Source organism: Psychrobacter sp. JCM 18901 (genome assembly GCF_000586435.1).
Classification (GTDB): Bacteria; Pseudomonadota; Gammaproteobacteria; order Pseudomonadales; family Moraxellaceae; genus Psychrobacter.
Map to the genome: position 1 here is coordinate 1 of NZ_BAWH01000020.1, position 24,780 is coordinate 24,780.

The 24,780-nt window shown below is 40.4% G+C and carries 20 protein-coding genes and 8 pseudogenes; 26 read left to right on the forward strand and 2 right to left on the reverse strand.

What is annotated here, in order from left to right:
- Nucleotides 1-108: 108 nt before the first annotated feature.
- From TT11_RS13320 to TT11_RS13375, 13 genes and pseudogenes are all read left to right on the forward strand, one after another.
- A complete protein-coding gene (locus tag TT11_RS13320; protein WP_261870809.1) occupies nucleotides 109-1,500 on the forward strand; it encodes a hypothetical protein in 1,392 nt (463 codons plus the stop codon).
- A gap of 2 nt (nucleotides 1,501-1,502) precedes the next feature.
- The gene (locus tag TT11_RS13325; RefSeq protein ID WP_261870810.1) at nucleotides 1,503-1,874 is read left to right on the forward strand and encodes a capsular biosynthesis protein; all 372 of its coding nucleotides are present in this window, start codon (nucleotides 1,503-1,505) and stop codon (nucleotides 1,872-1,874) included.
- Between the two features lie 9 nt (nucleotides 1,875-1,883).
- The gene (locus TT11_RS13330; protein ID WP_261870811.1) at nucleotides 1,884-2,528 is read left to right on the forward strand and encodes a hypothetical protein; all 645 of its coding nucleotides are present in this window, start codon (nucleotides 1,884-1,886) and stop codon (nucleotides 2,526-2,528) included.
- A gap of 229 nt (nucleotides 2,529-2,757) precedes the next feature.
- Nucleotides 2,758-3,495, forward strand: coding sequence for a hypothetical protein (locus tag TT11_RS13335; RefSeq protein WP_261870812.1), 738 nt, complete (start codon nucleotides 2,758-2,760; stop codon nucleotides 3,493-3,495).
- Between the two features lie 11 nt (nucleotides 3,496-3,506).
- A complete protein-coding gene (locus TT11_RS13340) occupies nucleotides 3,507-4,241 on the forward strand; it encodes a capsular biosynthesis protein (RefSeq protein WP_261870813.1) in 735 nt (244 codons plus the stop codon).
- Nucleotides 4,242-4,400: 159 nt separating this feature from the next.
- Nucleotides 4,401-5,570: a nucleotide sugar dehydrogenase gene (locus tag TT11_RS13345; protein ID WP_261870814.1), complete on the forward strand. Its 1,170-nt coding sequence runs from the start codon at nucleotides 4,401-4,403 to the stop codon at nucleotides 5,568-5,570.
- Nucleotides 5,571-5,881: 311 nt separating this feature from the next.
- The gene (locus TT11_RS13350) at nucleotides 5,882-6,409 is read left to right on the forward strand and encodes a glycosyltransferase family A protein (RefSeq protein ID WP_261870815.1); all 528 of its coding nucleotides are present in this window, start codon (nucleotides 5,882-5,884) and stop codon (nucleotides 6,407-6,409) included.
- A 29-nt stretch (nucleotides 6,410-6,438) separates the two neighbouring features.
- A complete protein-coding gene (locus tag TT11_RS17415) occupies nucleotides 6,439-6,588 on the forward strand; it encodes a glycosyltransferase (RefSeq protein ID WP_370587855.1) in 150 nt (49 codons plus the stop codon).
- Complete coding sequence (locus TT11_RS13355; protein ID WP_261870816.1) at nucleotides 6,563-6,814, forward strand: hypothetical protein; 252 nt, start codon at nucleotides 6,563-6,565, stop codon at nucleotides 6,812-6,814. Before TT11_RS17415 ends, TT11_RS13355 begins: the two co-directional genes overlap by 26 nt.
- Nucleotides 6,786-7,091, forward strand: a complete 306-nt coding sequence (locus TT11_RS13360; RefSeq protein WP_261870817.1) for a hypothetical protein — start codon at nucleotides 6,786-6,788, stop codon at nucleotides 7,089-7,091. Before TT11_RS13355 ends, TT11_RS13360 begins: the two co-directional genes overlap by 29 nt.
- Before the next feature lie 86 nt (nucleotides 7,092-7,177).
- Nucleotides 7,178-8,061, forward strand: a pseudogene (locus tag TT11_RS13365) (UTP--glucose-1-phosphate uridylyltransferase).
- Between the two features lie 3 nt (nucleotides 8,062-8,064).
- A pseudogene (pgi, locus tag TT11_RS13370) lies at nucleotides 8,065-9,746 on the forward strand (glucose-6-phosphate isomerase).
- A 37-nt stretch (nucleotides 9,747-9,783) separates the two neighbouring features.
- Complete coding sequence (locus tag TT11_RS13375) at nucleotides 9,784-11,169, forward strand: UDP-glucose/GDP-mannose dehydrogenase family protein (protein ID WP_261870818.1); 1,386 nt, start codon at nucleotides 9,784-9,786, stop codon at nucleotides 11,167-11,169.
- Nucleotides 11,170-11,269: 100 nt separating this feature from the next.
- Here TT11_RS13375 and TT11_RS13380 read toward each other — a convergent pair whose 3' ends face one another.
- Nucleotides 11,270-12,778 carry a phosphomannomutase CpsG gene (locus TT11_RS13380; protein WP_261870819.1) on the reverse strand — a complete coding sequence of 503 codons (1,509 nt, stop codon included), beginning with the start codon at nucleotides 12,776-12,778 and terminating at the stop codon, nucleotides 11,270-11,272.
- A gap of 115 nt (nucleotides 12,779-12,893) precedes the next feature.
- On the opposite strand from TT11_RS13380, the gene mazG reads away from it, so the two are divergent.
- From mazG to yjgA, 9 genes and pseudogenes are all read left to right on the forward strand, one after another.
- Nucleotides 12,894-13,760: a nucleoside triphosphate pyrophosphohydrolase gene (gene mazG, locus TT11_RS13385; RefSeq protein ID WP_261870820.1), complete on the forward strand. Its 867-nt coding sequence runs from the start codon at nucleotides 12,894-12,896 to the stop codon at nucleotides 13,758-13,760.
- Complete coding sequence (locus TT11_RS13390) at nucleotides 13,744-14,118, forward strand: ComEA family DNA-binding protein (RefSeq protein ID WP_261870821.1); 375 nt, start codon at nucleotides 13,744-13,746, stop codon at nucleotides 14,116-14,118. The genes mazG and TT11_RS13390 overlap by 17 nt, the downstream gene beginning before the upstream one ends.
- 166 nt (nucleotides 14,119-14,284) lie before the next feature.
- Nucleotides 14,285-15,668, forward strand: a pseudogene (gene pcnB / locus TT11_RS13395) (polynucleotide adenylyltransferase PcnB); the annotation flags it as partial.
- Between the two features lie 568 nt (nucleotides 15,669-16,236).
- Nucleotides 16,237-16,512 (forward strand): hypothetical protein, encoded by a 276-nt coding sequence (locus TT11_RS13400; protein ID WP_261870822.1) that lies wholly within the window; start codon nucleotides 16,237-16,239, stop codon nucleotides 16,510-16,512.
- Nucleotide 16,513: 1 nt separating this feature from the next.
- Complete coding sequence (gene folK, locus TT11_RS13405; protein WP_261870823.1) at nucleotides 16,514-17,035, forward strand: 2-amino-4-hydroxy-6-hydroxymethyldihydropteridine diphosphokinase; 522 nt, start codon at nucleotides 16,514-16,516, stop codon at nucleotides 17,033-17,035.
- Nucleotides 17,036-17,153: 118 nt separating this feature from the next.
- Nucleotides 17,154-17,955: pseudogene (gene panB, locus TT11_RS13410) on the forward strand (3-methyl-2-oxobutanoate hydroxymethyltransferase).
- Nucleotides 17,956-18,021: 66 nt separating this feature from the next.
- Entirely contained in the window at nucleotides 18,022-18,924 is a 903-nt protein-coding gene (gene panC, locus TT11_RS13415; RefSeq protein ID WP_261870824.1) for a pantoate--beta-alanine ligase, read from the forward strand.
- A 51-nt stretch (nucleotides 18,925-18,975) separates the two neighbouring features.
- Nucleotides 18,976-19,941 carry an RNase adapter RapZ gene (gene rapZ, locus TT11_RS13420; RefSeq protein WP_261870825.1) on the forward strand — a complete coding sequence of 322 codons (966 nt, stop codon included), beginning with the start codon at nucleotides 18,976-18,978 and terminating at the stop codon, nucleotides 19,939-19,941.
- A 49-nt stretch (nucleotides 19,942-19,990) separates the two neighbouring features.
- A pseudogene (gene yjgA, locus TT11_RS13425) lies at nucleotides 19,991-20,504 on the forward strand (ribosome biogenesis factor YjgA).
- 200 nt (nucleotides 20,505-20,704) lie between these two features.
- Here the strand turns inward: yjgA and TT11_RS13430 are convergent.
- Nucleotides 20,705-21,325, reverse strand: a complete 621-nt coding sequence (locus tag TT11_RS13430) for a thiol:disulfide interchange protein DsbA/DsbL (RefSeq protein WP_102091399.1) — start codon at nucleotides 21,323-21,325, stop codon at nucleotides 20,705-20,707.
- 505 nt (nucleotides 21,326-21,830) lie between these two features.
- On the opposite strand from TT11_RS13430, the pseudogene ubiG reads away from it, so the two are divergent.
- From ubiG to TT11_RS13450, 4 genes and pseudogenes are all read left to right on the forward strand, one after another.
- Nucleotides 21,831-22,659, forward strand: a pseudogene (gene ubiG / locus TT11_RS13435) (bifunctional 2-polyprenyl-6-hydroxyphenol methylase/3-demethylubiquinol 3-O-methyltransferase UbiG).
- Nucleotides 22,660-22,726: 67 nt separating this feature from the next.
- Nucleotides 22,727-23,438: pseudogene (locus TT11_RS13440) on the forward strand (HAD family hydrolase).
- A 75-nt stretch (nucleotides 23,439-23,513) separates the two neighbouring features.
- Nucleotides 23,514-24,349, forward strand: a pseudogene (locus TT11_RS13445) (YciK family oxidoreductase).
- Between the two features lie 150 nt (nucleotides 24,350-24,499).
- The gene (locus tag TT11_RS13450; RefSeq protein WP_101204603.1) at nucleotides 24,500-24,766 is read left to right on the forward strand and encodes a DksA/TraR family C4-type zinc finger protein; all 267 of its coding nucleotides are present in this window, start codon (nucleotides 24,500-24,502) and stop codon (nucleotides 24,764-24,766) included.
- Nucleotides 24,767-24,780: the final 14 nt, after the last annotated feature.

Sequence of the window (24,780 nt, forward strand, 5' to 3'; positions counted from 1 at the left end):
TCTTAATTTATTGTTTAAGTTCTAATCTTTCCAAATAAAGTTGGTTTTCACTATAAATAGATTCTCGTGTTTTATACAAAGAAATATATGATAGCGTCGGAGGGTTTAATGGTTTTAGATAATTTAGATATATGTATGCTTGACAATTTAGAAAGTAGTAACAAAGTGGATAAAGAGTTTTTTTTGAAAATTATTTCAGAAAAAGATTTACCGTTTTTAATTTATAAAAATACCTCGAAAGGATATCCATGGGGTGAATGGCTTAGAGTTGCAGAAAAGATCGAGTGCTTAGCGTTGAAACATTGCTTTTTTGATGATTATAGTGCACCACAGGATATAAGTCATACTTTTAACTTATTTTATTTTTTCCCAAGTTATGCTACTAGATATCAATCAAGACTTTTAGGTTCTTTGATGGACATGCCTTGGCGGAAACTTGTTTTTTTATTAAATAATAAGTCTATTTGTAGCTCTATCTTAGAATATATTTCGAAAAATACTATTAAAAATGAATATTTGCAAAATTACTTATTTGTTCTATGGTCAATAAATAAAAATAAATTATTAAGTAAAGAAGAAGAGATTAGTCTGTTAGAATATATTATTGCTAATAGTCAAAGTACTAGTATCTTTAAGGAATTTATAAATAAAAGGTTGAAATCTCTGAAAGTGCCCAGAGAAGATCAAAACCTTACTGTAGGTTCATTACCACGCTATGCAATCGTAATTTCAGGACAATTTAGGTTCAATTTTGAAATAGAGGAATTGCTAAGTACCCTCTTTAAAAACAAAAAAATTAATGTACAAGGTGTCTTTATAGCGTCATGGAATAAAACTGGAGGTATTGATACCTCACAAGAAGGTAAGGTTTATAGGTATTTAGATGAGACAGTAGTAAATCTTATCAAGGCTGGCCAGCTTAAAATTGAAGATGTTGTCAATAGAATTGTTTCTTATAGTAAGCCAATAGACTTAAATAAGTTAGATATTCTGAATACTATACCTAATAAAATAAAATTAAATAATGAAAATGAGTATCCTTATAACATAATGTCTAACCCAGAAAAAATGTACTTTAATAATGAATATTGGTTGAAAACATTAGGTGAAAAATACTTTACTGATAACTTTGACTTCTTACTTAAAATAAGGCCAGACGTAAACCTAAAAAATATTGATCTCGATTCTTGTATTAATGATAATTTTACAGTCTTTGCAGAAGAAGGCTATATATTCAGGTATTGGGGGTTTGGAATGGGTGATCAAATTATTTTTGGAAACATTAAGAATATGATTAAAATTATGTCGGCTCATTCTAATGATGAGGTTTGTAAACTGGTTTCTATTTTGTACCCAACTTCAAATGACTATATGGGACATGTTAATTTAGGAATAGCGGCTTGGCTTCATAACATAAATGTAGATAAATTTTCTTTATTGAGTTTTAGTCTTAAACTTCCACCAAAATTGTCAATAGATGATTTAAAGATTAAGGTTTAAAAGTGAAAAATTTAGTTATAGATTTAGATGATACTTTATCGATTACTGTAGATCGTGATTATGCTAATGCTAAACCGAAAATTGATGTTATTTCAAAACTTAATGAGTATAAAAATCAAGGCTTTAAAATCACGATCTTTACTAGTCGTAATATGAGAACATATCAAGGCAATCTTGGAAGGATTAATATATTTACTCTACCTATCATTATCGACTGGTTAGATAGGTATTACGTACCTTATGATGAAATATTAGTTGGTAAACCATGGTGTGGTTTTGAAGGTTTTTATGTTGATGATAAGGCGATAAGACCAAGAGAGTTCGTAGAAAACACTTATAGTGAAATAATTAAATTACTTGAGAATGACAAATAAGAGTTTAATATGATTTTAATTGCCTCAGGTTCTTATGTAGTAAGTAGTTTAGTAAATGAGCTAGGTAGGATTCCTCCTTCCTTTTTGCCGCTAGGTAATAAATGTTTATATGAATATCAAATAGATATTTTAAAAGCTCTTGAACAAGATATATATATTTCTGTACCCGACAGCTATATCGTTAGTCAATTCGATGTTAAACGTTTGCAAGAGTTATCAGTAAAAATAATAAAGGTACCTGATGGGATCTCTTTAGGTAGTTCTATAGTATATTCATGGCTTTCAACTGGTAAAAAGTACAAAAGATTGGTATTGATGTTTGGAGATACCTTGTTTTCCGATATAAACTTAAGTGAATGCTTAAGTGTTAGTAGTTTTTCTGTTCATCCTAACAAAGGACTTTATGACAGAGCTAAGTTAGAATCAATAACTGATGGAGATGAAAATACTAATAACCAGTTTGTAGAAGATAATAGCCTAATTATTTCAGGTTTCTTTTCTTTCCAAGAACCTCATAAGCTAATGCAAGGCATAATTAATAATTCGAATAATTTTATTTCAGGGCTAGTATATTATTATAAGAATAATGACGTGTTTATTAATAGAACTGGAAGATGGTATGATTTTGGTCATGTGCATAGTTTTTTTCCTTAGCCGTTCTGAGGTTACTACGCAACGTTCGTTTAATACTCTTAAGATATACTCAAGGACAGTTAGAAAATCAAGCAAAAATAAGCTAAAGATGTTCGCCGAATCAAATTGGTTTAGAGAAATACCTCATTCCTTAAAGTTGTATACTCCAACCCTAGTATCTAATTACAGAGAAAGTAGTGACTATGCTACTTATGACCTCGAATATCTTTACTTACTTCCTCTCAGTGACTTGTTGGTATTCTCTGAGATTCCAATTACTAGTTGGCGTAATATTTTAACAGAATGTAGAGATTTAATTCAAAGATTTAAAGCATATACATCTGACAGTAGTGTTACAAATATTGATTGCAAATTGGTTGATAAAATTTATCTAGAAAAAAGCTTAGATCGATTAGCATCTATTGAAGACAAACCTATTGAGGTATTCATTAATAAATGTGGTTACTCTTTATACGATAACTCGAACTATAAAAATAGTGTAGAGGAATTACTACTAAGTGTAAGTCAAGCTGTTTCGGAAGTGTCTACTTGTGATTTATCGATAATACATGGTGACTTTTGTTTCAGTAATATTTTATATGATAGTAGAGTTCAGTCTATAAAAGTTATAGATCCTAGGGGTTTGGATGCTCAAGGTAAAATATCTATTTATGGTGATTCTAGATATGATGTAGCTAAGCTTTATCATTCGATAGTTGGCTTTTACGATTTTATAATCTCAGGTCACTATAGCATTAAAAATAAAAAGCTAGAATTTAGTGTATCGCAAACAGGTAGCTCGCTTGAACAGTTGTTTGATGAAATATTCTTCGATAATCATCTTTTTAGAAAAGATGAGATTATAGCAATTAATGTAATGCTATTCTTATCTATGATTCCCTTACACGATGACCAACCAACCAGACAGCAAGCTATGTTCCTCAATGCAGTTAGATTAGCACAGAAATTAAGAGAAGGTTCAAAATGATTATTATACCTATGGCAGGCTTATCTTCCAGATTTACGAAAGCTGGTTATAACAAGCCAAAGTACATGCTTGATGCATTTGATAAAACTATATTTGATTTCTCGGTATCTAGTTTTGAAAAATACTTTCATATAGAACATTTTCTATTCATCGCTTTAAATCTATCTGAGTTTGATGTAGAGAGCTTCATTCATGAGAAAGCGCAATCGTTGAATATCAACTCTTATGAGGTGATCATAATTAATAAACCTACTCGTGGTCAGGCGGAGACAGTATATTTAGGGTTGAAAAGTACCAGCATTTCATTAAATGAACCAATCACCATATTCAATATTGATACTTTTCGCCCTAATTATCAATATCCAAATGAGTTTAATATTGATAATGTCGATGGTTATTTAGAAACCTTTATTGGAGAAGGGGAAAATTGGAGTAATGTGGTTCCGATTGAAGAAGGGAGTAATAAAGTCCAGTTTACAGCTGAAAAACAACAGGTGTCTCAATATTGTTGTACTGGATTATATTATTTCAAATCTGTAGGGCTTTTCAACAGGACATATGAAGAATATATAGAGCTCAACTTAACAAGTATGGGTATCACAGAGTTCTATATAGCACCCATGTATAACCTCCTCATTGAGACAGGAAAAAATGTACACTTTTCAGTAATTGATAAAGATAGCGTTATATTTTGTGGTATTCCTGCTGAGTACGAAAGTTTCCTACAGCTTCGAAGAAGTTATTAAGTAGTGTTTTTAGAATGATAACTCGTATAGTTATTAGGCGGTATTTAAATCTCTGTATATTTTTGAGTACTTAGGAATTATTGAGATAGTAGAGTTATCGCTATACTTTTTTTCGGGTTCAAGCGATTATTGTTAATATTAGTTAAATAAAGAGTAAGTATGAAAATAACTATTGTAGGCACAGGTTATGTTGGTCTGTCGAATGCTGTTTTACTTGCACAACAGCACACCGTGATAGCCTTAGATATTGATGCAGATAAAATCAATAAAATCAATCAGCGTCATTCACCAATTGATGATAAAGAAATAGAAAGTTTTCTGGCTCGTAAAGAGCTGGATTTGTTTGCGACGACAGATAAGGTGCAAGCTTATACAAACGCTGATTATGTACTGATAGCTACCCCAACCAACTACGATACAGACACCAATTCATTTGATACTAGCAGTGTCGAGTCAGTAATAAAAGACGTGTTATCAATAAATGCTAATGCTCTTATTATTATCAAATCTACTATTCCTGTAGGCTTTACTCAAAAAACTAAGAAAAAACTAGGTGTTGATAACTTAGTTTTTGCTCCTGAATTTTTGAGAGAAGGAAAGGCTTTGTACGATAATTTGTATCCATCGCGTATTATCGTTGGTGAGCAATCAGAGAGAGCAAAGTGCTTCGCACAGATAATGGCAGATTGTGCGGTTAAGGAAAATGTGGATATTTTATTAACTGATAGTGCAGAAGCAGAGGCGATTAAGTTATTTGCTAATACTTATCTTGCGCTGCGAGTTTCTTACTTTAATGAGCTTGATACTTATGCTGCAGTACATGGGCTGAATACTGAGCAGATAATCAAAGGCGTCTGTCTAGACCCTAGAGTAGGTGATTTCTATAATAATCCATCTTTTGGTTACGGTGGCTATTGTCTACCTAAAGATACCCAGCAATTATTAGCAAATTATGAAAATATACCGCAAAATTTAATACAGGCGGTAGTTTCGTCAAATAATACTCGTAAAGAATTCATTGCTAATGATATTGTATCTAGTAATCCTAAGATTGTTGGGATTTATCGTTTAATAATGAAGTCAGGCTCAGATAATTTCCGTGCATCAGCTATTCAAGGTATCATCGAACACTTAAAGAGATTAGGTACGACTGTCATTATCTATGAGCCTAAGGCTGATGAATGTAGATTTTTAGATTGTGAGATCGTAAATGACTTAGAGGCTTTTAGGAGTATGGCAGATATTATCGTAGCCAATCGACTTTCGGAAGAGCTAGCAGGGAGCTTAGATAAAGTATATACACGAGACATATCTGGTTCTGATTATTAATTGGGCTTATTCATTGAAATACTTGTTTTATATTAGGAAAAAGCAGTTTACTAAGGCTTTAGCAGTTGTAAATCCGAAACGGCGCTATGTGACTGCTAAGCGCCGTTGGTATGCATTACGTCTAGGCTTGTATCGTAGTGTTTTAGAACAGCCGTCAGGAGCATTAGGGAGTACGCTACGGCATAGGATGGTCTTTATTATCGCTAATATTAAGCGTCAGAATCTTAACAAGAATGTCGCTAAAAGATATATAGAGCAAATCTTATATAAAAAAACGATATCGTCAATTCCATACTGAAGTCATAAAAGAGGTGACACCGTTTTATCCTGAAGTGATATTTAATTTTTTGAAAGAAAATACAAATATATTGGAAAGTTCTTATTATCAAGGTCTATATATTGCGCTTTTGCAGCAGTACTGCCCACTAGATACTCACATTAATAATTATTTAAGTAGTTTTTTATCATGTTCAGCAGATGATGGGTATGCAGATAAAAGATGTCTGTACAGTAATTTAGCACTTAATACGACATTAACTAAACTTGCTAATTTAAATGAGGTATTCGCTTATTATCAGCTTGATCAGATAGAGCTGTCTGATAAGCAGCATCCTTTTACGGTGACAAATCTAAGCGCAGTAAAAGAGATACATAATAAACAGAAATTTCAAGACTATAATCAACTGCACAAAGTGACTGTTGTCGTTACTACCTATAATGCCAGTGAGACAATTGAGAGTTGTATTTATAGTTTGCTGCAGCAGACGTGGCGTAACTTAGAGATCATAGTTGTTGATGATGCCAGTAATGATGATACTTACTGTGTTTGCAGAATTTAAGCCATCTCTATAAAGAAATAACGGTAGTTGTGCTGCCACAAAACGTAGGAACGTTTGCTGCAAAAAGTATAGGCGCGAAATATGCAACAGGTGAGTATTTAACCTGTCAAGATTCTGACGACTGGGCGCACCCACAAAAAAATAGCAGAGCAAGTGCAACCTTTAATAGAAGACGCTAGTATTATTGCGACGACTTCACAATGGCTACGGTTGGATTTTGACGGGCAGTACTATGTCCGTCAAATATATCCTTTCATGCGTCAAAATCCTGCCTCTCCTATGTTTCGTTTGCAAACTGTCAAACGAACGACAGGTTTGTGGCATATCGTAAGAACAGGTGCTGACAGTGAATTTTTCGAACGTTTAAAAGTAGTATTTGGTAGCGAAAAAAATTATAAATATTAAAAAGCCTTTAACTATTGCTAGCCACCGTCCTAACTCATTAATGACTTCAGAAAAGTTTGGTATTTACAACCAAAGTGCGGCTTTGGCTCGTTTGGACTATTGGGAAGCGTGGCGTCTATGGCACATAGATATACTCTATCAAAGAGACAGTTTAGTTATGCCTAGTCTTGAGCATCAAGTAAATGTGGCACAAGCGATATTTTCTGGAATACCGGAAAGCATTAAGGTAGATATGCTGCAATTAAGAGAAAGCTTGTCTAAACATAAAATAAAGTAGTATTGAGCTAAACTTCAGATTAGTTTTAGTTAAAGCTATATATTATATACTAACGATAAATATTAAATTGATAGGATTATTAGAGTATGAGCCACATTACTCACGCTGTTATCCCCGTCGCAGGCTTTGGTACGCGTATGCTGCCATTGTCAAAATCTGTGCCAAAGGAGCTGTTGCACTTGGCAATCGTCCTGCTATTCATTACGTGGTTGAAGAGGCTATTGCTGCGGGTATTAAGCATATTGTCTTAGTCGGTCATGCGCAAAAGAGCGCGATTGAAAACTATTTTGATATCAATGCCGAATTGGATAATCAATTACGTCATAAAGGTAAAGATGAGTTGGCTGATAGCTTAAACTGGTTGCCAGAAGACGTAACAGTATCGATGATACGTCAAGGTAAAGCGTTAGGTTTGGGTCATGCGGTACTGGCAGCGCGACCAATTATAGGTGAGCATGACTTCGCCGTATTGTTACCTGATGTCGTACTTGATCCATTTACCACTGATATGTCTGCTGATAATTTGGCCTTTATGCTAGATGCCTTTGCTACAGATGGTCATTCACAGATATTGGTCGATCAGGTAGCAGATGAAGATGTGCATAAATACGGTATTGCTCAACTAGATAAAAAGCTCAGCAATACTAATGACATTGATGAAGAAATAAATACTAATGCTAGCTTTAAAGTGGCTGGTTTTGTAGAAAAGCCCAACTTAGCTGATGCTCCTTCCAATCTGGCTGTGGTAGGGCGCTATGTATTTAGTAACCATATCTTTGATTACTTAGCCAATACTAAAGCTTCAGTTGGCGGTGAGATTCAGCTGACAGATGCGATTGACGCGCTTATTAGTGAATATGGTGTCCATGTCACAACTATGCGTGGTGATAGCTACGATGCAGGCGATATGCGTTCGTATATGCAGGCGTTCATCTACTTCGCCGAGCAGCAATTAGCAGATGATGAGTAGCTGATGAATGAGATAAAGGGCGACAAGACATATAGCAGTGCTCGACATTCTAAATACTGGCAGCAACTACAAACGCTTGCAAAGCACCCGTGGTCGCTTGCACAGTTATTTGCGCAAGATGATAAGCGCGCTAAGCATTTCAGTGTGCAGGCTGGTGCGCTGTATATGGACTTTAGTAAGCAGCGTATCGATCAGAAAGTATTGTCTAACTTACTGAGTTTGGCCGATAGTTGTGAGCTGGATGCTCGTATTGATTCGTTATTACAAGGTGCAATGGTAAATACTAGTGAGCAGCGTGCTGCGTTACATACGGCGCTACGTTTACCAGAGACAGCAACGTTGCAAGTCGGTGATCAGAATGTTGTGGCTGATGTACATCGTAGTTTGGCACAGGTAGCCAGACTATCTGAGCGAGTTCGTACTGGTACTTGGCGTGGGTTTTCGGGCAAGGCAATCACAGATGTTGTCAATATTGGGGTAGGGGGTTCTGATCTAGGCCCACTTATGGCAACTGCGGCGCTTGATGAATGGGCAGATACCAGTATTAAGGTGCATTTTGTCTCCAATATGGACGGTACTCAGCTTGATAATTTGCTCAAGCATTTAAATCCTGAGACCACACTATTTATTATCTCCTCCAAATCCTTTGGTACGGTTGATACTTTATCAAATGCTAAGACAGCATTATCTTGGCTACTTGCGACGGCAAAACTCCGTGCAGGCACAGAAGATAGTGTATTACGTCGGCACTTTATCGGCATCTCAGCCAATAGTGAAAAAATGAGTGCTTGGGGAATTCATCCTGAGCATCAGTTACAGCTTTGGGAATGGGTAGGCGGTCGCTTCTCTCTATGGTCGGCGATTGGCCTTGCCATTGCTATTCGTATCGGTATGAATGGCTTTAAGGCTTTATTAAGCGGTGCTCATAGTATGGATGAGCATTTTGCCCAGGCGGACTTTGCTGATAACTTACCAGTGCTGCTAGGCTTACTGGCTGTTTGGAACAGTACTTTTTTTTACAAGTGAATGCGCATACTGTATTGCCTTATGATGGCAGGCTAGGTTATTTACCGAGTTATCTTACCCAGCTAGAGATGGAAAGTAATGGTAAGTCCGTTACTCGGAACGGGGATTATATTGACTATGATACGTGTCCAATTCTATGGGGTGAAATTGGATCAAATGCGCAGCATGCATTCTATCAGCTGCTACACCAAGGCACGCAGCAGGTTTCCTGTGACTTTATCGCTTGCGTACGTCGCTATAGTGATGAAGCACAAAACTCATCATTGCAACAACAGCACGAGTTGTCTTTAGCCAATTGTTTGGCACAAAGTCGAGTATTGGCATTTGGTAATGCTGCTGTAACAGATCTAGTCGATCCAAACACAGTTTCCGAAGCAGACAAATATAAGTATTACCATGGTAACCAACCGTCAACTACGTTATTGATTGATGAGCTGACGCCGCATAGCTTAGGCGCATTGATAGCGCTTTACGAGCATAAGGTCTATGTCATGGCCAGCATTTGGGATATCAATCCGTTTGATCAATGGGGTGTCGAGATGGGCAAGCAAATGGCAGACTCCGTACACCATGCTATGCAGCATATCCAGAAAGACTCTCAAGGTCTATTCGATACATCTACTGACCAATTGCTACAGCGTATTAAGCAGCTGTCTTAGTAGTATTGATACGTCAATAATATAGGAAAGCACGCTCATGAAGACGGCTTTAGATGGTAGCCATATGAATAAATACAATAATAAGTCTGAACCAAACCAATTAACTGATTCCACAGTTTGTGTGCTTATTGGTCACAGCATAGAGGCAATTACCAGCGCAGTAGTGCTGGCAAGTCTTGGTCAGTGTGTGCATCTTTACGCAGACAAGACGCTACTGACGCAGCAGATACAACAGTATAGTTTTGAGCATCATCTGCAAGCGCTATGGCAAATGTATGAGCAGCAGCAGGTCATTATTAGTAAAGCCTTACCAGCTAGTGCCGATATGCTAATAAAAGGTTATGAAGTAGCTGGTCATAACGAAACTGATGCTCAAAGTAGGGTAACGCTTTATTGGTTGTTTTTAGACAGTATTAAGCCGTCGTGGACAGAAGACAGTTGGATTACCGCTTTTAACCAAAGCCATCAGCAAGCGCTACCTGTGATTATGAGCGGCATTGAGCAATTAGGCCATGTAGCCGGTTTGGCTCAGCGTTTACAGCGTGCTTGGGTCTATTATGTGCCATTTGTATTCTTACAGGACGGCGATGCGTATAGCTCGATGTTGAATCCTTCGTTATGGCTACTGGGTGAAAAGACAGCAAGTAGTAGCCAGCACTTGAATGTGTTGAAGCCTTTAATGCAGCATGCACGCGCTACTCATCATACTGATATCGCAACGATAGAGTTTGCTCGCAGCAGTATCATGGCGATGCTAGCAACCAGAGTAAGCTTTATGAATGAAATGTCTCGTTTGGCTGATAGTCAAAATGTCGATATCGGACAAGTCAGTCGTATTATGGGGTTGGATGAACGGGTAGGTAGTAGTTATTTAAAAGCAGGGTGGGGATTCGGTGGTAATACTTTGCCCACTGAGCTGGCTAAACTGCAGCAGTCAAGCCATATGCATAGCTTAAATATGCCTTTATTACAATCTATCCTGCATATCAATGAAGATCAAAAAGAATTAATATTCCGCAAGTTTTGGCAGTATTTTGATGGGTTTATTGATAATAAAACAGTCATGATTTGGGGCGGTAGTTACAAGTCAGGCTCGGGACGTACCGCTGGTTCAGCTATTCATCCGTTGTTAGCATTACTGTGGTCTTATAATATTCGTACGCTGGTTTATAGTGATAAGGCACAGCACGAGCTTGCCGAGCTTTATCAACAACAACCATTGCTTGAATTGTTTTCTAGTCCCTATCAACAGCTTTACGATACCCACGCTATTTTTATTATTAGTTGGTCACCGCGAAACCAATTGGATATTGGCGAAATAAATAAGCAAGCCATGCCAGTATTTGATGCACAAAATGTACTGACACGCTCGCAAATCGATAGTTTAGTAGGTGATTACATAGGTATTGGCCGATCTAAATAAATTTATTCAAGAATTTCTATGATCGAAAAAGGCTCGCTAACACTCATTAGCGAGCCTTTTTCGACTAACAATCAAAACTGTTTTTACTGGGTTAATGACTTTATGCTGGTACGGCACCTTGCGTTGCTAGCCATTGCTGGATTTCTTGAGTTTTAGCAGCCAGTAACGGTTGATCGCCGCGACTTTCGATATTTAATCTAATAAGTGGTTCGGTATTCGATACTCGCAAATTAAAGCGCCATTCACCAAAATTCAGACTTAAACCATCAAGTATCGACTTAACTGGTTGCTCGTTGCTGAATTTGGCTTCAATTGCGCTAATAATTGTTGGTGCATCATGAGTTGTGAGACGAAAGTTTAATTCGCCTGAGCTGGGATAGGCAGCAATATAGCCTGTGACCAATTCGGATAGTGTTTTACCAGTGATAGACAACAGCTCAATGGTCAATAACCATGGAATCATGCCACTATCGCAATAGAAGAAGTCGCGGAAATAGTGATGGGCAGACATTTCACCGCCATATACAGCACCTGAGTCCCGCATGACTTGCTTGATAAACGAGTGTCCAGATTTACTAATGACAGCCTTACCGTTGTGTTCCTCTATCACTGCTTCGGTGTTATAAATCACTCGTGGATCATAGACGATTGATTCATTCGGGTATTTGTTCAAAAACGCTTGAGCAAGCATACCGACGATATAGCTACCATCGATAAACTCACCTCGCTCATCGAACAGGAAGCAGCGATCAAAGTCACCATCAAAGGCAATGCCAAGATCCGCGTTGTTTTCCAAAACGGCTTGCTGGGTGGCCACTCTATTGGCTTCAATCATTGGATTGGGGATGCCATTGGGGAAGCTACCATCTGGTGTATGATGCAATTTAATCACTTCAATCGGTGCGCCAGCTTGTAAAAGTTTTTCAATCAACAAATCGACCACAGGACCTGCGCTACCATTGCCTGAGTTAACGACCAGTTTAAGTGGTTTTAGTTTATCAGTATCGATAAAAGTCATGACATGATCGATGTACGCGCTTTTATCCGTCAATAACTGCAATTTGCCTGATTGATTATCCGTAGTGAATTGCCCAGATTCTGCCAGTGCATGAATCTCTGCCAACCCATCATCAGCGCTGATTGGTTTTGAATGTTCTTTAACCAGTTTTAGGCCATTATAATTGATAGGGTTATGACTGGCAGTCACTTCGATACCACCTAACGCCTGATAGTGACTGGTGGCAAAATATACTTCTTCGGTACCACTCATGCCCAAATCAATCACATCAACGCCAGCATCCATCATACCAGTGATAGCGGCTTGTTTTAATTGCTCACTAGAGTGGCGAATATCACTACCGATAACGATAGCAGGTTTTAGAGTTGCTATATCATCGGCTTGAGTTTGAGCCGCTGCCTGATAACGTTGATATAAAATCTGTGCAAACGCGCGCCCGATACGGTAGGCAATCTCTTCATCGAGATTGACCCCAAGCTCACCGCGAATGTCATAGGCTTTAAATGAGCTGATAGTAATAGGTCGAATTTTGCGGTTGGTTGATAGTTGGTGGTCGCAGAAGTGGGCATAATGATAAAGTTCCTCGCGCATAAGCGTGGTAAAATGAAAACGTCAGTAGCACAATTATAAGCCAAGCTGTGTTCAATGATACACTAACTATTAAACGAATCAGCAAACAATACATAAAACGATAAGAGCCATCCTTATGAGTATTTTAGACAATAAAACTACCGTGCCTAAGCCCGTGCAAGGAACGCCAGACGCTACTGGCGAGCTTGCTGATTTGTTAGCGTTGATGGCACGACTAAGGGCAGACTGTCCGTGGGACAAAAAGCAAACCAACCATAGCCTTATTCCGTATGCCATCGAAGAGGCTTATGAGCTAGGCGAAGCGGTACAAGGTGACGATGATGAAGACATCAAAGGTGAGCTTGGCGATGTGCTGCTGCAAGTGGTGTTTCATTGTCAGATGTATGCGGAGCAAGGGCGCTTTGATATGAGTGATGTCATTACGACCTTACAAGAAAAACTGGTTCGCCGTCATCCACATGTGTTTGAAGCCGAAACGCTCAAAGATGATGCGGCAGTAAAAGTACGATGGGATGAGATTAAGCTCGAGGAGCAGCAGGCACGCGAAGCACGTGGTAAATCAAAACGACGCTTGGACCAAGTCAAAGCGGGCAGTGCCTTGATGCAAGCGCAAGATGTACAAAAGCAAGCGTCAAAGTTGGGTTTTGATTGGGAAGGTATTGCAGGCGCCGTAGATAAGCTAGACGAAGAGATTGCTGAGCTAAAGCATGAGCTAACAGATAAGTCTACAATCGAGGTCAAAGCAAATATCAGAGAAGTCGAAAAGGAATTAGGCGACTGTATGTTTGCACTCGTGAACGTTGCACGCAAACTAAACCTTGATGCAGAAGCGGCTACCTTAACATGTGTCCATAAATTTAAATCTCGCTTTGGTTATATTGAGGAGCAGCTAGAACTCGCTGGCAAGCGTATTGAAGACAGCGATATAATAGAAATGGATGCACTGTGGGAAGCGGCGAAACAACATGAACGCTCATTATAAATTCTCATTTACCAGTTTACTGACGACCACCGCTTTTAGTCTCCTATTGTCTGTGGTCGCACTCAATAACGCCAACGCAGATCCTTGTTTTGACGACCCTCAGCGTGCTTATGAGTATTTAATCGCAAAAGAAAAAGCTATCACACAAGCGCGTGAGCAAAAAGTCATCAATATCAATCGAGCCAATGAAGGTGAACTTGTTTCGTTAGATGGTATCGGCAGCAGTAAAGCAAAGGCGATAATTTTATATCGTGACATGTTTGGTGATTTTAAGACAGTGGATGAGTTAGCAAAAGTGAAAGGTATCGGTGCAAAAACAGTCGAGAAAAACCAAAGACGTTTAAGTGTGCGTGATTAATGGCGGTGTTTTGCACTAATTAACCCCAATATTGACAAAATAGCATGTAAGTAAATGTCATAACACCCCCAGTAGGTCCAAAATTTGTTAAACTAGCGGGTACATCCGCCTGATAAACGCTGTGTTATTCAGGGGTAGTTAAAGAATACCGGCGAGGAGTAGATGCATGGCCGAGCGTGCCGCCAAGCAGTTAGAACTGAACAAATCTGAATTACCCAATTCCATTACTGAAGTGATTGCCACATTGACCCGTGCTGGGTTTGATGCGTATATCGTCGGTGGTGGTGTGCGCGATACTTTATTAGGTCTGCGCCCAAAAGACTTTGATGCTGTCACCGATGCCAAGCCGCATGAGATTAAAGATGTCTTTGGTAAGCGCTGCCGCATTATCGGTCGCCGCTTCCAGTTAGCGCATGTATATTCAGGTCGCGAGTTGATTGAAGTTGCTACTTCCGTGGTCCACCAACCAGCGATGCTAATACCAATCAAGATGGTATGATTCTGCGAGACAATGTTTGGGGCGATATCCAACAAGACTTCTCCCGTCGCGATTTCTCTATCAATGCGCTTTATTATCAACCGCTCAAAGGCATCGTTCATGATTTCTGCGGCGCGCTTGATGATATTGATAACAGAATCATTCGTCTATTGGGTAATGCGCCAGTACGTATCGAAGAAGATCCTGTGCGCTTGCTTCGTGCCTTACGTTTCAAAGCCAAGTTAGGTTTTGAGTTTGATGAAGCGTTGTCCGCGCAATTTAACGACGGGAACTGGGCTCTGCTTGAGCAAATATCACCTCATCGTCTCTATGATGAAACGCAAAAGATGTTTACCGGTGGCTATCTAGTACCCCTGTTGCCATTATTGTTTGAGTCAGGTGCGATTGATAGCCTCATTATCTATCCACCGTCTGAGCCAAGTGCTTTAGTCAATCAGGTAGCTATCAACACCGATAAGCGTATTGCAGCGGGCAAGAGTATCAACCCTGCGTTCTTCTATGCTGCCTTACTGTGGGAAAATTACCTGCATCAATTGGCAAAAGCAAGAAGCGTAATATGCCGTTTGCCGAAGCGCAAATGCATGCGGCTGGTAAAGTCATTGACCGTCAGCGTATCAAAACCGCTATTCCGAAGTTTGCTGAGCAGTTTATCCGTGATATCTGGATATTGCAGCCAAAACTTGCAGCCCCGCGTAGCAAGCAAATCGTTCAGCTATCTGAGCATCCACGTTTCCGTGCTGGCTTTGACTTTTTGTTATTGCGTGAGCAATGTGGCGATGCTGAGCATCCGCTATCAGAGTCAACCAACGATATGGGTGACTGGTGGCAGACGTATCAAACCTTGTCTGAACAAGAGCAGCAGCAAGCGATTGATGAGTTTGATGAAAATATTCGCCGAGGTGCTTATAAAAAAGGGCAACGTGGTCGCGGACGTAATCGTCAAGAATCAAAAACACAGACTACTGATAATGCAGCACCTAATCAGAACAGTACAAAGCAAAACAAAGCCGATGACCGTGCTGAAAAAGGTAGAAATGATCAAACAATGGTAAATGATTCGTCAAATATTCCAGCCCGTCGCCGCCGTGCTGCTAGCCAATCTAAAGCTAGTCGCAATGACAGTGGTAGACCCAACGTGCAGCAAGTAGAGCAAGACAATAACGAGCTTGCTCAGCTACAGCAGTTGTCTCTTGCTAGTAACAAGCAATCGGCAAATCAACAGGCAAAGCCTAAGCCATTATTTGTTATAGAGCACGAGAACGTAGTGCCACCATTGCAGAAGCAACTGTCAGCTGATAATACGTCGAAGCGCAGCAAAGCACCTGTGCGAAAGCCAGTATCAACCAATCAAGAAGCTCCAAAGCAAGCGGTTAAGTCTGAACGCTCAGATAACGTTCAGCCGTCTAATACTAACCAACCAGAAGCTCAAGCGTCAGCTAGTCAGGCTAGACCAGTTCGCTCGATCGCAAGATCACCTGCGCTAGTCAGTATGAATAACGAGCCGATCCCGCATAAGCGTCGCCGTCGTCAACCTACTGTAGATAGTGCGAGCAATACCGAGGTACAAGGCAATAGCGATGCGAGGGATAGTAAAGGCAAAGCACAGCCAGCAGCGAAGTATGCGAAAAAAAGCGCCTAAACCTGCAGTTGAATCGACTGATAAAAGCGATACGAAAAGTGTAAAGGAAGTAGGTAGCAAGGCAGTAGATAGCAAAGACGCGACAAAAACCGCTGCACCTACGAGAGCCAGGAAATCGGTGAAAGCAACTACTGCAAAGGCTGCTAAAGCGAAGCAAGATACAAATGATCAGATGCCTGCTGTGAAAGTAACTGATAACAAAGGCCCTGTACCGTCGAAGCGCCGCCGCCGTCAGCCTAGTACTGAAAGTGCATAATATGGATAACAGTACAGATAATAGTAACTGGGTTACCTGTTATGTGGGCTTGGGTAGCAACCTCGCTAATGAGCTGGGTTCGCCTACCGATCATTTGCAGCATGCGCTTGCAGTAATGCGAGCACATGAGCAGGTACGTGAAGTAAGTGTATCTTCTTTTTACGCTTCAGCACCGATGGGTCCACAAGACCAGCCAGATTTTGTCAATGCAGTAGCTGGTTTTGAGACAACGTTTGACCCTTATGAGCTGCTTGTTTTTTGTCAGCAGTTAGAAATCATGGCCAAGCGAGCACGTTTACGCCGTTGGGGCGAACGTAGTCTGGACGTTGATATTTTGCTATACGGTGAGACGCAGATTACTGATCCAACACTGACGATACCGCACGCTGGCTTAAGTGAGCGCAATTTTGTCTTAATACCACTGCGAGAGTTGGCACCAAATTTAACCATCGCAGGTAAGTCGATAAGTGACTATTCACAAAGCCGTGATTGGACAGGTTTAACATTACTATCAAGCGATTGATTATAAGTAACTGATGCTAAGTGATAGGTGATGGGAGATTGGTCTGAGACCTCTCGATCACAGCTAGAATAGTAGCAGTATTGATAATCAAAGGCATTGCAGATTAATTGAGGGGCATATGACGACATTATCTACTCTAAATAAGTTTAAAAAAAGACGGTACCAAGTTCACTTGTTTGACCTGTTATGACTCGATGTTTGCACGAATGATGGAAAAAGCCGAAATTGATACGATTTTAATTGGGGATAGCTTGGGCATGGTTGTACAAGGCCATGACTCGACACTACCTGTGACAGTCAATGATATGGCTTATCACACTGCCAATATTGCCCGTAGTAACAAATACGCGCTGATATTGGCTGATCTACCGTTTATGAGTTATGTGACACTGCCAGAAGCCGTCGCTAATAGCCGCACGCTGATGCAAGCAGGGGCGCATGTCATAAAAATCGAAGGTGGTAGCGAGCTGTGTGAATTGGTAACGACCTTGGCGCAAGCAGGTACACCGACTTGTGTGCATCTTGGTTTGACTCCGCAGTCTGTGAACGTGTTTGGCGGCTATAAAATTCAAGGTCGCGGTGATGAAGCAGCTGACAAACTACTTGCAGATGCCAAGGCAGTCGTCGATGCTGGTGCTGCATTACTATTACTAGAGTGTGTTCCAGCTGCGCTTGCAAAAGCCGTTACTGAAGCTGTTGCCGTGCCAGTCATTGGTATTGGTGCTGGAGCCGATACTGATGGTCAGGTATTGGTTATGCATGACATGCTAGGTATGGCGCATGGCCGAGTGCCACGTTTTGTCCATGATTTTTTAACAGATGAGCGTAATAGCGCACACAGTATCGAAGGTGCTTTTGCGCTCTATCAGCAGTCAGTACGCGAAAGTAGCTTCCCAACTGAACAGCACCAATTTAGCTGATTTTGCAGTTGTTAAAGTTATTTAAGCTATAGAACAACAGAACGTTTGAATAGAAGAAAAGTAATCATGTCTCCAATTATTTATCATGATATCTCGTCACTGCGTGAAGCGCTGCAGCCTTATCGTGGTCAACAAAATGACAAACAAGGCCGTCAGCAGCGCATTGCGTTAGTACCAACGATGGGTAATCTGCATGACGGCCATCTTGAGCTAGTAAAAATTGCCAAGCAGCATGCAGATGTAGTGGTGGTCAGTATTTTCGTTAACCCTACTCAGTTTGGCGTTGGGGAAGATTTTGACAGCTATCCCCGTACGCTAGATGCAGATGTGGCCAAGCTTGCGACAGTGGATGCAGATTACGTGTTTGCACCTAGTATTGATGCAATGTATCCAGTATTACCACCACCTACTGCTGTATTGGCTGGTGCTATTGCCAATCAGTTATGTGGTCAATCACGTCCTGGACACTTTGATGGTGTTGGTATTGTTGTCGCTAAACTGTTCAATATCGTACAACCAGATGTGGCAGTATTTGGACAAAAAGACTATCAGCAGCTTGCTATCATTAAGCAGTTGGTACGTGACTTGAGTTATCCTATTAATATCATTGGTGCGCCTATTGTTCGTGCTGATGATGGCTTAGCGCTATCATCGCGCAATCAATACTTAAGTGCAAATGAGCGACAAGTAGCTCCTGTATTACATCAAGCATTGCAAGAATTAGCGCAGATTTTTAAAAGTACGGCTCTTAGTCAGCAAGCATTTGATAAGCTATTAGTAGATACGCGGACACGTATTAGTGACGCAGGTTTTATTATTGATTATCTGGGAATCAAGACTGATGAGTTAGGTTCTGTCGTAAGTGACTCTAAAGCCTTTAATATAGAAAACAAAAATATCGTTATTTTAGTTGCAGCGTGGCTAGGAAAAGCGCGTTTGTTAGACAATCAGTTGGTAGTGGTAAATTAGCTTTTATGACATAGCAGTAGACTAGATACAATAGACTTGGATGAGTAGATCATGGATGTAAGTCAGGATCAAAATAGTAATGCGGCAGCAACGATAGCGGATCAGACGTCTACGAATAAGCTCAGTATATTGGTGGTCTCAGGGCGTTCAGGATCTGGTAAAACCTCAGTATTGAATATCTTAGAAGATCTAGGCTATTACTCTATTGATAATCTGCCGCTGTCTTTGTTACCTAATGCTGCTCATAAACTGGTCAATGAAAGCGGCATTCATCGTATTGCGCTGGGTGTCGATATTCGAACGCCACGTGCTGATTTATCTAACTTTGCAGTGACATATGCTTCTCTCAAGGAGACTTATGGGTCTCATGCGGTACAGATTTTATATGTGACTGCACAAGAGAGTACGCTGGTAGCTCGTTTCAATGCGACGCGACGCGTACATCCGCTAATGTCACAAGATATCGATAGTGATAACGCTAAGCATATAGCCTTTAATTTACCTGCTGCTATCAAAAAAGAAGTTGAGCTATTAGAGCCAATTGCTAGTCATGCTGATATTAGGATTGATACCAGTAGCCTAAATATTCATCAGTTAAAAGACAGCCTGCGTGAACACATAGGCATGGACAATCAGATTGTCATCAATCTACTGTCCTTTGGTTTTAAATACGGTAGCCCTATTGATGCTGACTTTGTATTCGATGTTAGAATTTTACCGAATCCGCATTGGAACCCTGAGTTACGTGACTCGACAGGTCTGGATACCGAAGTAGGCGCATTCTTTTCAGATTATCCAGAAGTAGCAGAAATGATGGGTGATATTGATAAGTTTTTGACCCGTTGGCTACCAGAGTTTTTGCATAATAATCGTCATACGGTCACGGTTGCCATAGGCTGTACGGGCGGCAAACATCGCTCTGTTTTTATCACTGATCATCTACAACGCCGCCTTACTGATGCCATGCCTAAAGGTGTGAAGGTATTGGCAAAACACCGCGAAAAAAGTCGCTGGTAGTGATATCAGACACTATTTAATTTATTAATTATTATTTTGGAAAGCTTTTATGATCGACTGGAAAGAACAGGACATGCGCGTTTCGCGCACAGAACTCAAAAAAGCTCATGAGCGCTTGCAGCAGTTATCGATACCGCTTGCTAGCTTATCGAAAAAACAGCTAAAAGCCTTACCTGCCAGTGATTATTTTATGGCAGAGCTAATGGCCTTGGCTGATATTACCAGCGCCAATGCTCGCAACCGTCAGACCAAACGTGTTGGCAAGCTGATGATTGAAGAGAATCGTCATGAGCTGATAAAGGCACTATTTGATGCCTTTTTTTCCTAAAGAACAAGTCTCAAAAATCGAGAGCTGGTACGAGCGCCTGAATATCAATGATGAAGGTACGCTCAAGCAATTTGTGAAGCAATATAAAGCTTCTGAGCACCACAGTATGTATCAGTTATTATTGTGGATAGAGTATGCCAAACATATGCAAGATGATGAGTTGCTGGCAGAATCTAAAGCAGATTTGGCAAGTTATATTCGTGAAGTGGCTATTTTATCGCAGCTGAAGAAATAACATCTATATACCAAACTAGAAATCTATTAATTAGAATTTTATTAGTTGAAAGATTAGTAGTTAAAAAATGAGTGAATAAAAGACGTATAGCTACAAGGTTAAGATGCAAAAAAGCAATCAATTTATGATTGGCTTTTTTTGTGCATGACATACGGATGTACTGTGCGTTATGTCTATTATTCAAGTATTTATTGCTTGAGTTATTTCTTTTCAGCACGGGCTTTGTCGACCAAGTAGTCGACGACTTTAGGTACTTTAGCACTCTCACCAGTGACTACATATTTGCCTTGCACCACCACAGCTGGTACGCCAGAAAGCTGATAACGTTTAGCGCCTTCTTGTGAGCGACCAATTTTTGTACCAACAGCGAATGAGTTATATAGGCTGTTAAATTTCTTTTCATTCACGCCTTTTGACGCGTACCATTTGCTCAATGATGATTGATCAAACAGTTTTTTACCATCTTTGTGGATAGCATCAAATAATGCAGAATGAGTTTTGTCTTCGAACCCTAAAAGCTGAGCCGCATAAAAACCGCGTGCATTGGCTTCCCAAACAGGGTTAAGTGCCGCTGGTGTTTTGAAGAATACGACATCTTTGTCTTTGGTCTTTGCCCATTTTTCCATATGCGGATCAAGCACATTACAATGTGGGCAACCATACCAAAAGAATTCACGAACAATGATAGCATCACCGCTGATTTTCTCTGGGTTGTCTAGCACACGGTAATCTTTTCCAGCGACATAGTCTGCAGCTTGTGCGCCCATAGAGGCAAGTCCAATGGCCATGGCTAGACCAGTCAGTGTGATGACACGTTTCATACTTTATCCTTGAGGTGTGGAGACTTAGAATGGGTTAAGAGGTTTGTGTCTATATGGTTGTTAAACATGTGACACTCTAAAATATATAGCTTTTAAAGCGTCTAAACCAGACAGTGTCGAGTATAATCGAACAATAGCAAAGTATCGACTATGATAACGTAAAATGTATGTACTTGTGAATCGCATTCTTAACCGATAGTTGTAAAGCTGTTAGCTATTATTTAAGGTATATTGCTTGTTACTTTCTGAACCTACTGTTTCTTAAACGTCTCCTTTATTTCTATATGGAACTTAAGAGATTCAAAAGTATCAGGATGCGATATTGTCACGAGGATACGTATCTTTTCTATATCAAGATACTGCCCAAAAAACAGGGTAAAGTTTAAGCCTATTCACAATCGGTGACGATGTGCTTACGACAAAACTGCTACTCTCATGCTAATATTAAGCACATAATCGTGCACTGTAAACGATAATAACGATAGTGACAATCAAGGAACATACCATGAGCTCAGCTTTAAATTCTTCATCAACTTCGAGTGATCAAAATAGTAATAGCGCTTTCAATAATACAGAGTCTAACACCATCAACGTAGATCCTAGCGAAGTCGAAAAATTTAATAACTTGGCGAGTGAATGGTGGAGCAACACAGGGGCCTTTGCAACGCTACACGAGATCAATCCATTACGTTTAAACTGGATAGAAGAAAACATCAAACGTGGCTATCAAAACGCTGCTAATAAAACCACTGAGCAAGGACTTTCTGGCAAAAAAAGTACTCGACGTAGGGTGCGGCGGCGGAATATTGTCAGAATCTATGGCACGCCGCGGTGCTGATGTGACAGGAATTGATTTAGGTACAGAAAACCTAAAAGCTGCTGCGTTACATGCAGAGCAAAGCCCGTTAGAGAATACGCTTCGCTATCAGCATATACCTGTTGAAGAGTTAGCAAAAACGCAGGCTGGTCAGTTTGATGTAGTGACTTGTATGGAGATGCTAGAGCACGTGCCAGATCCTAGCTCGATTGTGCAGGCTTGTTATGAGTTACTGGCTCCTGGCGGCGTCTGTGTGTTATCAACGATTAATCGCAATCCTAAATCTTATCTGTTTGCCATCGTTGGTGCAGAGTATGTACTGCGGTTGCTTGATCGCGGCACCCATGACTATGCCAAATTTATCACGCCAGCAGAATTAGACAAAATGGCACTCAATACTGGATTTGTTCGTCAGGATATTATCGGTTTGCATTATAATCCGCTGACCAAACGCTACTGGCTTGCCCAAAACGTCGATGTTAATTATATGATAGCCGTACAAAAGCCATTGGTTTAATGCTGCACGCAGCCATTTATTTGCCATACTTTCACTAAACACGTCATCAATCTCAAGAGCATTCACTATGACCCAATTTGTAAAAGCTGTTTTATTTGACCTTGATGGGACATTAATCGATACTGCTGCTGATTTTGTTCGTATCATTGGTAAAATGAGTCTCGAAAATGACTGGCAGGCACCGCCTGAAGCGGAAATCCGCGAGCAAGTCTCTGCGGGTGCCTCGGCCATGGTGCAATTGATGCTAAGACATAACGATCAACTCGAAGTCAGCGAGGAAGCATTGCTTGAGTTTCGTCAGCAGTTCTTAGATGATTATGAAGCAGATATCTGTGTCGATAGCTGCGTGTTTCAGGCGCTTGAAGCGGTACTGACTGAACTTGAAGCAAAGGGCGTGCCATGGGGTATCGTTACCAACAAGCCGCGTTATTTAGCCGAAAAGCTATTAAGTGAGATGCAACTGGATCAGCGCTGTGCAGTTTTGGTCTGTCCAGATGATGTATCACGTACCAAACCAGATCCAGAGCCAATGTATATGGCGTTAGAAAAACTGGGTATCCCTCGAGGCGCGGCAGGCTGCGTGCTCTATGTTGGTGACCATATACGCGATATCGAAGCTGGCAACGCTGCTGGCATGCCAACGATTTTGGCCGCTTATGGATATATTCCACCTGAAGATCAAAAGTCTTTGAAAAAAATGGGGCGCCGACTATATTACTGACACGCCTGAGCAGTTAAATAAATTACTGCTATCGTCTGGTAAGTTTGAGTATTTATAGACTACTATATATCACCAGTTTTACAACTATAAGCACATATCCTCAACGATTTAATGATAAGTAGTGAGTAATGCCATGAGTGACAATAATAACCAACCATTCGATCCACAAGACAATAAAAAAACGGTTCAAAGTTCTATTCAGCCTTTGACTCATGATGATATTCGTAGCTTTGTACCGTCCAGTAATTGCCTAGATGGTAAGACTATTTTGGTGACTGGAGCAGGGGATGGTATTGGCCGTGTTGCTGCATTGACCTATGCTCGTTATGGCGCCACTGTCTTATTGTTAGGCCGCACTAGTAGCAAGCTTGAGTACGTCTACGATGAGATTGAGAGTCTTGGTGGTAAGCAGCCTGCTATGTTGCCGATGAACTTAGAAGGGGCGACTTATGCCGAAATGCAGCAGCTCGAAGGCTAATCAATAAAGAAGTCGGCCAGTTAGATGGTATCTTGCATAATGCTGGTGTATTAGGACAACTGACGCCGCTTGAGATGTATGACGTCGATACTTTTGCCCAAGTGATGAAAGTCAATTTCACAGCGACTTTTATGCTGACTCAAGCGCTATTACCGCTATTAAAAGATGCTGATCATGGCTCTGTTGTCTTTACCTCTAGCACTGTAGGTACACATCCTCGCGCATTTTGGGGTGCTTATGCACTTTCTAAACAAGCAGTAGAAGGGATGAGTGATATCTTTACTCAAGAGACGCAGAACACAACCAATCTACGTTTTAACTGCGTTAATCCAGGTGGTACTCGTACCAATATGCGTGCGCATGCGTATCCAGGTGAAAACCCTATGAGCTTAAAAACACCTGAAGATATCATGGCAGGCTATGTCTGCCTGATGAGTGATGAGAGCATTGGCGTACGAGGTCAGGTCATTGAGCTACAACCTAAAGATTAGTAGCAAAGTTTGTAAATCGATTACGTCATTTTTTTATGGATGGTTTTATACACTATCGCAGGTTGCAATTAACCATAGTTAGCCCCATCTATTTGTTATTAAAGACATTTGTATTGTCTAATTATAATGAATAAAAAATAGGATAAGATTATGGCAGGTGGCTGGTCAAGAGATGGTGCTGAGCACGAACAAATGGATGCAACGGTCAATGATGCATTGGAGCGAGCGCGACGTTCGTTGCCGACAGGGGTAAGTGCTGAGCTGTGTGACGAATGTGGTAAGCCTATTCCAGAGGCAAGGCGACTGGCAGTGCCCGGTATTCAGCATTGTGTTAGTTGTCAGACGGAGCTTGAACAAGAAGCAAAAGCAGCTGAGCTATTTAATCGTCGAGGTAGTAAAGACAGTCAATTGCGTTAAAAAAATAGTTAGGG